Origin of the sequence: Rudaea sp., assembly GCF_036383415.1 — a bacterium.
Classification (GTDB): Bacteria; Pseudomonadota; Gammaproteobacteria; order Xanthomonadales; family Rhodanobacteraceae; genus Rudaea.
Map to the genome: position 1 here is coordinate 1 of NZ_DASVOK010000012.1, position 9,330 is coordinate 9,330.

Below are 9,330 nucleotides of genomic sequence, written 5' to 3' on the forward strand. Positions count from 1 at the left end.
ATTCGAAGATCAAGTGGTGGAGCTAATCGGGATCGAACCGATGACCTCCACAATGCCATTGTGGCGCTCTCCCAGCTGAGCTATAGCCCCACTTGATTCGCCCGCGGAAAGGCCAGGGATTCCGCGAGACCGGGTGGATCGAAGAGCCGCCCGGCTGCCCCGTTTCGGCTACGCCGATTCAGGGAGCCGCAAATTATAGCGGTAAATTTGTTTTGAGCAAAGCCCAATTGCGCAGTTCGTTCGATCGCTTGCACTGTGGCTTCGATCGAGTCGGCGCGATGCAGGCTGCACCCGTTATCCGTCGGGGTGCGTCTATTTCAGCAGTCGCCGATACTGCGCCATGTGCCGCAACGCTTCGCGTTTCCTGCCCGCATGGTCGTGCAGCAAGGACAGGTTGTAGTGCGCGTCGGCCATCTGCGGATCGCGGCGCAACGCGGCGTTGTAGGCGCTGATCGCGTCGGCGCGACGGCCGCGGTCTTCGAGCAATACCGCGAGGTTGAACCAGAGCAGCGCGTCGGTACCGCGCAGCTTGATCGCCTCGCGATAGACGCGCTGTGCCTGTGCCAGGCGGCCGTGCTCGTGCAACAGCCGCCCGAGATTGAGCGCTGCCTCGATGCGACCCGGCGCGGCCTCGATCGCACGCTCGTAGGCGTCGATTGCCGCGTCGACGTTCTCGCTTTCGAGTTTCAGCGCACGCTCGAACCAATCTTCGTCGCTGCGTTGCGGTGGTTGTCGCTCGATCACGGCAAGCTTGCCCGCCTCAGGCTGACCGTCGAATGCGAGAAGATACTGGCCCGAACCTGCCTGCCAGCGGGCCTTGCCTTCGCGCACGACGACGCGGTCGGCTTCTGCAGCGATGCGCAGGCCGGAAAGTGGCATCGACGTCGGCAATTGCTTGCGTAGTTCGCGCAGCGATTTGGCGATGCGGCGGTTGGAGATTTTGGCCGCAGCCAGCGTCTGCGCGGTGCGCAGCAGGATCAGATCCTGGAACGAGAAGCGCAGTGCACCGCGCGCGCCGCGCGCGGGCGCGACATATCCGGCGTCGATGAGCACGCGAATGGTGCTGCGGGTGATGCCCAGCAATTTTTCGACGTCGGCGACGCCGTATTCATTGGGGATTTCCTTGCTGGACATGAATTCACATCTCGCACCGGCGAAGATCGGTGCGCGTAGCGCGAAGGGAAGGGGAAGCGACTCGCACGCTGCTAGGCACCCGCTCGGAAGCGATCGAAAGCAGACTCAATTTCCGTCGACGGGACTGTAGGGCAGCTACTTCTTTGCGCTCTTGCGAGGTGCGGTCTCGGCCGGCTCGGCACGTTCTGCGCGCTTGGCTGGCTTGCGTGCCTTGCTCTCCTCCGCGGCGACCTTGGGCGCACCGCCTTTCTTCTCCAAGCTCGCGCGCAGCGCTTCCATCAGATCGATGACCTGGGCGCCGCCTTCGGCGGTGTCGGCAAGGGTGATTTCCTGGCCGTCGACCTTCTTCTGGATTGCCGCTTCGATCCGCGTGCGCACGTCGTCGGTATAGTCGGCCGGGTTGAAGCGATCGCTGGACTGTTGCTCGATCAGTTGCTTGGCCAGTTTCAGCTCGCCGTCGCGCACGTCGGTCGTAGGAATGTCGATGTCCTTGATCGAACGCACTTCGTCAGAGTAGAGCAGCTGCTGCATGACGAGGCCGTCTTCGACCGGGCGGACCATGACGATGTACTGCTTGCCGCGCGTCGCCCAGCGACCGAGTGCGCAGCGCTTGGACTCACGCAGCGCCTTGGCAAACAGCGCATACGGCTTGGCTCCGCCCTTGTCGGGAGCGAGATAATAGGCTTTGTCGAAGTAGACTGGATCAACGGCGGCAATCGGTACGAATTCGCTGATATCGGCCGCGTGCGTGCCGACCTCTTCGAGCGCCTTCATTTCCTCTGCGCTGAACATCACGTACTGGTCTTTGGCGAATTCATAACCCTTGACCATGTCTTCGCGCGCAACCGGCACGTCTTCTTTTGCGCAGAAATACTGCTGGCGCAGGCGCGAGCCGCAGTCCTTGTGCAGCAGATTGAACGAGATCGTGCGCGAAGCTTCGGTCGCCGAATACAACTTGACGGGAATGGCCACGAGACCGAAGGAGATGGTTAGACTGCCTATGGAGCGAGCGCCCATGATGTGTCTCCGAGGTTCAACTCTTCGTCTGTTTTTTAGCCAGCGTCGCCTGCAGATTCTGTTTATCTTTTAAGGCGTTGCGCCAACGATCTGCGGTTTTCTTGAGCTTTTCTACCACATTCGTGAGGCGAAAGTCGAGCGGATGGGCGTTGGCGAGCTCGTCCCAGGTCAGTGGCATCGACACCGGCGCGCCGGCCACGCCGCGCGGCGAATAGGCGCTGTTGAGGGTTTTGCCGCGCACGTTCATGTTGTAGTCCATGAAGATCTTGCCGGTGCGCTTGGGGATGCTCCATTCCATCGTAATAACCTTCGGATGCGCGCGCATCAGGTGTCGACCGACCATTTCCGACACCGTGCGCGCGGCATCGAAGTCGAGCGTGCGCTTGATCGGTACGAACACATGCAGCCCGGTTTTGCCCGACGTCTTCACGATCGCTTCGAGCGACATGCTCGCGAGCAGCTCGCGCAGCCAGAACGCGACCTCCTTGCCTTTTTCGAACGCAACCAGGTTCAGTTCGGGCTCATCGCCCGGCTTCTCCTTGCCCGAGTAAATGTACGGGTCGATATCGAACACGACGTAGTCGGGGTAGTTGAGGATAGATGCTTCGAGCGACTGCAGCGACGAGCCATAGTCCGTGCCCGCCTTGGGTGCGTCGACACCGGGCTTGGCGCGCGAATGCCAGACGTGGAATTCGAGCGTGCCCGACTGGGCAAGCCAGAGCAGGGTCGGCAAGTTGTTGCAGAGCAGGTAGTCGTGATTTTCGTCCTTGCTGCTCGAGAACACGGTGATCGTCTCGACGAAATCGGGTTTTTCCTGCTCCCAATGCTTCTGAAAAAAGCGCTGCTTGGCGATGCCGTCCGGCATGCGGATCATCGTCAGTGGGCGGTCGGCGAGATGCGGCAGCATGTACGGCGCGACCTGGGCGAGATAGCGCAGCAGGTCGCGCTTGGTGATCGCCGGCTGTTGCACGGCCGGATCGGCAGGCCAATACACTTTGTCGAGATGGGTCAGGCGAATGCGATCACTGCCGACCGCGAGTTCGAATGCGTTACGCTTGTTGTCGAGTTGGACGAGCAGGGCGTCGGCGGCACTGCCTTCATCGCTAGCGCTTTTGGACTTCTTCGCTGTGCCGGGTTCGACACGTCGAATCTTTTTCGCATCAAGATCGGTGCGCAGACGCAGAAAGATCGGCGCGCGCAACGATGCATCCTCGGTCCAACGCTGGAATTCCACTTCGACAACGAGTTCCGGATCGACCCAGGTCACGGGACCGTTGACCTCGGGCGTCTCCGTGAACGGGCAGGTCTTGCGCCGTAACGGTTCGAGCTTGCGCAGCAGCAGTGCCAGCGACTTGTCGTCGAAGCCCGAGCCCACGTGCGAGGCATAGTGCAGTTTCTTGTCCTGCCAATAGCCGAGCAGCAGCGCGCCGAGGGCGGCGCGCGCGCCTTTGCCGCGCGTGTAGCCGCCGACGACGAAATCCGCGGTCTGCGTTGGCTTGACCTTGATCCACAGTGGCGAACGTTCGCCCGATTTATACGGGCTGTCTTTGCGCTTGCCGATCACGCCCTCGAAGCCGCTCGCGAGCGCGGCGTCGAACAGTTCCTCGCCGTCGTCCGCGGCGTGAACGAGTTGCACGAGCGGTGAGGGCAGCAGGCATTGTTCGAGATAACGACGGCGTTCACGCAGCGGCGATTTGCGCAAGTCGACGCCGGCAAAGTAGAGAAGGTCGAATGCATAGAAGATCACCGCAGTCGAACGATCGGCCGCGGCGATTTCGCGTTCGGTCTTCAGCAGCGTGCGGTTTTGCAGCACGCTGAACGAAGGTTTGCCCGCGGCGTCGAATGCGACGATCTCGCCGTCGAGGACCATGCCGTCGACTTGTTGTTCGCCGAATTCCGCGACAAGGCGCGGAAACGTCGCCGCGTAATCCAGACCGTTGCGCGACTGCAGCCGCACGCCGTCGCGACCGACAAAGGCGAGCACGCGATAGCCATCGAGCTTTGGCTCCCAACTCCAACCTGCGTCGTTGAACGCGGCAGCGCCGATGTCGGCCTGCATCGGCTGCAGCTTGTCCGGCATCGCCGTGAGTTTGCCCTGGGGCACCAGGCGCTCGGCCGGCATCCGCTGCACGGGAAGGTATTTGAGTTGGGCGACCGAGGTTCCGGACAAGGTAGAGCGGTCGTGCAGCGCGGCCGCGTCGCTCGTCGCAAAACGATCTTGATGTTTGATCAGAAGCCAGAGCTTCGTTTCCTTCGTGCGCACGAGCGCGAAGGAACCTTTCAGTTTTGATCCGCGCAGGAGAAAACTCAGCTTGCCGTTTTCGAGGCCGGCGCGCACGCGGCGCTCGGCCTCGGCGCGGTCGTGGAAAAAAGTTTCGCCGCGGCGGCCGCGTGCGTCCTCGTCGGGCGAGTAGACGCCGCAATCCCAGACGATCACTTCGCCCGCGCCGTACTGTTTGGGCGGGATCACGCCCTCGAACGAGGCGTAGTCGAACGGGTGGTCTTCGACCTGTACGGCCAGGCGCTTTTCGCTGCGATCCAGCGAAGGGCCCTTGGGCACCGCCCATGACTTGAGCACGCCGTCGCATTCCAGGCGCAGGTCGTAGTGCAGTTGGCGTGCCGAGTGCTGCTGCACGACGAACAACAGCGGCCCGCTGCGTTCGACTACTGCCGGCGCCGGTTCGAGGGTGGTTTCGAAGGCCCGTTTGGCGGAATATTCGCTGAGTTTCGTTTTGGCCATTGTGTGGAGATGAGAAATGGCGACGAAGGTTTGGATCGGCGCGAGCGGCTATTCGTACAAGGAATGGTGCGGCAATTTCTACCCGGAAAAAATGAAACCCGACGCGATGCTGGCCTGGTACGCCGAGCGCCTCGCCACGGTCGAGATTAACAACACTTTCTACCAGATGCCCAAAGTTTCCGTGCTGGAGAACTGGGCGAACGCGACCCCCGAGCATTTTCGCTTCACGATCAAGGCCTCGAAGCGCATCACTCATGATGCCAAGCTCAAAAGCGATGAGTCCAAGGATTCGGTTGAATACCTCTACAAGAATCTGGCCGCACTCGGCGCGAAACGCGGCGCCGTGTTGTTTCAGCTACCGCCGTACCTGAAAAAGGATCTGCCGCGTCTCGCCGATTTCCTCCGCGTGCTGCCAAAGGACCATCGTGCGGCGTTCGAATTCCGCTCGTCGAGTTGGTTCTGCGACGAGGTCTACGAGGCACTGCACGGCGCCGGTGCGGCTCTGGTGTTGTCCGAACGCGAGGACAACGAGCCTCCGCCTTTGGTCGAAACCGCATCCTGGGGCTACGTGCGGCTGCGTCTCGAAGAATATTCCGACGACGATCTCAAGCGCTGGGCCGATCGTCTGCTTGCGACCGGATGGAGCGAGGTTTTCGTCTATTTCATGCACGAGCCGACCGCGCCGCCGTACTCGCTCAAGTTGCGGGAGTATGCGCAGCGATGACCGAGACCGCGACGCGCGCGTTGACGATTGCGGTCGATGCAGACATTAGTGTCTCGGCGTTGTTTCAGGCGCCGGCTGGCGCGCGCGCGTGTTACGTGCTCGCGCACGGCGCTGGCGCGGGCATGACGCATTCGTTCATGGCCGCACTCGCAGCTGAGCTTTCGTTACGCGACATCGCGACCTTGCGTTATCAGTTTCCTTACATGGAGAAGGGAGGCGGACGCCCCGATTCACCGAAGTTGGCGCATGCGACCGTGCGTGCGGCAGTCGCCGCTGCCACAGACCTCGCGCCGGGGCTTACGCTGATCGCTGGCGGAAAATCGTTCGGCGGACGCATGACTTCGCAGACGCAGGCGCTGGATCCGTTGCCTCAGGTCGCCGGTCTTGCCTTCGTCGGTTTTCCGCTGCATCCGCCGAAAAAACTCTCGAGCGAGCGCGCCGAGCACCTGTTCGAAATCCGCGTGCCGATGCTGTTCCTGCAGGGCACGCGCGATGAACTCGCCGATCGTCGCCTGATTGCCGAAGTGGTGGACAGGCTCGGTGCGCGCGCCGGGATTCGATGGTTCGACGACGCCGACCACGCGTTCCATGTACGCAAGTCGAGCGGCAGCAACGACGCGCAGGTAGTCGCCGGATTGGCACAGGCGATTGCGGACTTCGCCGCGCGACTTGGTAGAAGCTGAGCCTGCCGCCTGGATGCCAGCGATCCATGCCGGCACGACTTTCTAAGCCTTGCTCTTGGCCAGATGCAGCCAGGTGTCGACCACGGTGTCGGGGTTGAGCGACACCGATTCGATGCCCTGATCGAGCAGCCATTGCGCGAGATCCGGATGATCGCTCGGCCCCTGGCCGCAGATGCCGATATACTTGCCTTTCTTCTTCGCAGTCGAGATCGCCATCGACAGTAACTTCTTCACTGCCGGATTGCGCTCGTCGAACAGGTTGGCGACGATCGAGGAGTCGCGATCCAGGCCGAGCGTCAGCTGGGTCAAGTCGTTCGAGCCGATCGAGAAACCGTCGAAGATATCGAGGAACTCGTCGGCAAGCAGGGCATTCGACGGCACTTCGCACATCATGATGATCTTGAGGTCGTTCTCGCCTTGCTTCAAGCCGTTTTCGGCGAGCACGTCGATGACCTTGCGGCCTTCCTCGAGCGTGCGCACGAACGGGATCATTACCCACGCATTGGCCAGGCCCATCTCCTCGCGCACCTTCTTCATCGCGCGGCATTCGAGCGCGAACGACGGCTTGAAGCTCGGATCGATGTAGCGGCTCGCGCCGCGGAAACCGATCATCGGGTTTTCTTCGTGCGGCTCGTAGCGCTTGCCGCCGATCAGGTTGGCGTATTCGTTCGACTTGAAGTCGGACAAACGCACAATGACCGGATTCGGCGCGAACGCCGCGGTGATCGTGGCGATGCCTTCGGCGAGGCGGTCGACGTAGAACTGCACCGGATCGCCGTAGCCGGCGGTGCGCTCGTCGATCTTGCGCTTGGTCTCGGCATCCTGCGCGGCGTATTCGAGCAGCGCCTTCGGATGGATGCCGATGTGGCTGGCGATGATCATCTCCAGGCGCGCGAGGCCGACGCCGGCATTCGGCAGCATGGCGAAGTCGAACGCGCGCTCGGGGTTGGCCACGTTCATCATGATCTTGAGCGGGGCAGGCGGCATGTGTTCGAGATCGGCCGTGATCTTCTCGAACTTGAGCAGGCCCTGGTAGATCGTGCCGGTATCGCCTTCGGCGCAGGAGACGGTGACTTCGGCGCCGTCGGGAATCTTGTCGAGTCCATCGCCCGTGCCGACGACGGCCGGCACGCCGAGTTCGCGCGCGATGATCGCCGCGTGGCAAGTACGGCCACCGCGGTTGGTGACGATCGCCGCGGCGCGCTTCATCACCGGTTCCCAGTCGGGATCGGTCATGTCGGCGACGAGCACGTCGCCGGCCTCGACTCGAGCCATGTCCTTGAGCGAGCGGATCACGCGCGCCTTGCCCGAGCCGATCTTCTGGCCGATCGCGCGGCCTTCGGCGAGCACGGCGCCGCGCTCGTGCAACTGATAGCGTTCGATCTGGGTCGCGCGTGCGCGCGATTTCACCGTCTCGGGGCGTGCTTGCACGATGTATACTTTTCCGGTATTTCCGTCCTTCGCCCACTCGACGTCCATCGGCCGGCCGTAGTGCTGCTCGATGATGAGGGACTGGCGCGCAAGTTCATGCACGTCCTCGTCGCTGATCGAGAACGCGACACGGTCGTTGTGCGGCACTTCCTCGATGCGCACGCGCTCGCCCGGCTTCGACGAGTACACCATGCGCTGCTGCTTGGCGCCGATCTGGCGGCGCAGGATCGCGGGCTTGCCTTGGCGGAGCGTGGGTTTGTAGACGTAGAACTCGTCCGGGTTGACCGCGCCCTGCACGACCATTTCGCCGAGACCGTAGCTCGCGGTGACGAAGACCGCGTCGCGGAAGCCCGATTCGGTGTCGAGCGTAAACAGCACGCCCGAGGCGCCAACGTCGGAGCGCACCATGAGCTGCACGCCGGCGGAAAGGAACACGTCCTCGTGCGCGTAGCCGTGATGCACGCGATAGGCGATCGCGCGGTCGTTGTAGAGCGAGGCGAACACTTCCTTGATCTTGTGCACGACGTCGTCAGCGCCGCTGACGTTGAGGAAGGTTTCTTGCTGGCCTGCGAACGAGGCGTCCGGCAGGTCTTCGGCCGTGGCCGACGAGCGCACGGCGACGGCGGTGTTCTCGGCACCCGCGTCCTTGCACAGCTTGGCGTAGGCCGCGCGCACGGCCGCATCGAACTCGGGAATCAGCGGTGTGTCGATCACCCATTGGCGAATTTCGGCACCAGCTTTGGTCAGCGCATCGACATCATCGACATTGAGCGTGGCGAGACGATCCTGGATGCGCTTGGCCAGACCGCTTTGCGCGATGAACTGCTTGAACGCGTCGGCCGTCGTCGCGAATCCGCCCGGCACCGATACGTCGAGCTTGGCGAGGTTGCCGATCATTTCGCCGAGGGAGGCATTCTTGCCGCCCACCTTGCCGAGATCGGTAAGACGCAAGTTGTCGAGCCACAGAACCAGATCGCTCAAGATGTTCTCCGGGAAAGCGCGCAATGCACGAATGAGGCGATTTTCGCCGGTTTGTGCACTGCAAAACAAGTTTGCGAGAGCGCATGCGGCATCGCGTACACTGCAGGTTCATTCGACCGCGAGTGCAGCGATGGCCAGAAGCGTCTTCTATGTTTCCGATGGTACCGGTATCACCGCAGAAACGATCGGCCATTCAGTGTTGACCCAGTTCGACGGCGTCGACTTCAACACGTTCCGCATCCCGTTCGTCGACAACGAAGAGAAGGCGCACGCCGCGGCGGCGCGCATCCGCAACACCTACACCGCGAGCGGGATCAAGCCCATCCTGATCAACTCGGTCGTCGATCCGGCGGTCAGTGAGGTGCTGGCGTCGACCGGTGCGCTGATGCTCGACATCTTCGCGCCGTTCATTGCGCCGCTCGAAAGCGAGCTAGGCATGAAGCGCTCGCGCAGCGTCGGCCGCGCGCACGGCATGACCAACTTCGCCGAGTACGAGGCTCGCATCAACGCGACCAACTATGCGCTGACCCACGACGATGGCCTCGACGTGAACTACGCCGATGCCGATCTGATCCTCGTCGGCGTATCGCGCGTCGGCAAGACACCGCCTTGCCTGTACA

Annotated in this window: 7 protein-coding genes and 1 tRNA gene; 3 read left to right on the plus strand and 5 right to left on the minus strand. The window is 62.3% G+C overall.

Going from position 1 to position 9,330, the window contains the following annotated elements:
* Window positions 1–14: 14 nt before the first annotated feature.
* The 4 genes from VF497_RS00395 to ligD form a co-directional block, all read right to left on the minus strand.
* Window positions 15–90, minus strand: a tRNA-Ala gene (locus VF497_RS00395).
* Window positions 91–312: 222 nt separating this feature from the next.
* Window positions 313–1,134 carry a tetratricopeptide repeat protein gene (locus tag VF497_RS00400; RefSeq protein WP_330885133.1) on the minus strand — a complete coding sequence of 274 codons (822 nt, stop codon included), beginning with the start codon at window positions 1,132–1,134 and terminating at the stop codon, window positions 313–315.
* Window positions 1,135–1,269: 135 nt separating this feature from the next.
* Window positions 1,270–2,151, minus strand: a complete 882-nt coding sequence (locus VF497_RS00405) for a Ku protein (protein WP_330885135.1) — start codon at window positions 2,149–2,151, stop codon at window positions 1,270–1,272.
* A gap of 16 nt (window positions 2,152–2,167) precedes the next feature.
* Window positions 2,168–4,891 carry a DNA ligase D gene (gene ligD, locus VF497_RS00410; RefSeq protein ID WP_330885137.1) on the minus strand — a complete coding sequence of 908 codons (2,724 nt, stop codon included), beginning with the start codon at window positions 4,889–4,891 and terminating at the stop codon, window positions 2,168–2,170.
* A gap of 16 nt (window positions 4,892–4,907) precedes the next feature.
* On the opposite strand from ligD, the gene VF497_RS00415 reads away from it, so the two are divergent.
* On the plus strand, window positions 4,908–5,615 hold the full coding sequence (locus tag VF497_RS00415) for a DUF72 domain-containing protein (protein WP_330885140.1): 708 nt from the start codon (window positions 4,908–4,910) through the stop codon (window positions 5,613–5,615).
* Window positions 5,612–6,298, plus strand: a complete 687-nt coding sequence (locus VF497_RS00420) for an alpha/beta family hydrolase (RefSeq protein ID WP_330885142.1) — start codon at window positions 5,612–5,614, stop codon at window positions 6,296–6,298. The genes VF497_RS00415 and VF497_RS00420 overlap by 4 nt, the downstream gene beginning before the upstream one ends.
* 42 nt (window positions 6,299–6,340) lie before the next feature.
* Here the strand turns inward: VF497_RS00420 and ppsA are convergent, their stop codons facing one another.
* A complete protein-coding gene (gene ppsA, locus VF497_RS00425; RefSeq protein ID WP_330885144.1) occupies window positions 6,341–8,710 on the minus strand; it encodes a phosphoenolpyruvate synthase in 2,370 nt (789 codons plus the stop codon).
* A gap of 130 nt (window positions 8,711–8,840) precedes the next feature.
* On the opposite strand from ppsA, the gene VF497_RS00430 reads away from it, so the two are divergent.
* On the plus strand, window positions 8,841–9,330 hold a 490-nt coding region (locus VF497_RS00430; RefSeq protein WP_330885146.1), incomplete at its 3' end, for a kinase/pyrophosphorylase.

Coding starts and splice junctions, on each gene's coding strand:
- VF497_RS00400 (WP_330885133.1), bottom strand. CDS start 1,134: ATGTCCAGCAAGGAAATCCCCAATGAATACGGCGTCGCCGACGTCGAA.
- VF497_RS00405 (WP_330885135.1), bottom strand. CDS start 2,151: ATGGGCGCTCGCTCCATAGGCAGTCTAACCATCTCCTTCGGTCTCGTG.
- ligD (WP_330885137.1), bottom strand. CDS start 4,891: ATGGCCAAAACGAAACTCAGCGAATATTCCGCCAAACGGGCCTTCGAA.
- VF497_RS00415 (WP_330885140.1), top strand. CDS start 4,908: ATGGCGACGAAGGTTTGGATCGGCGCGAGCGGCTATTCGTACAAGGAA.
- VF497_RS00420 (WP_330885142.1), top strand. CDS start 5,612: ATGACCGAGACCGCGACGCGCGCGTTGACGATTGCGGTCGATGCAGAC.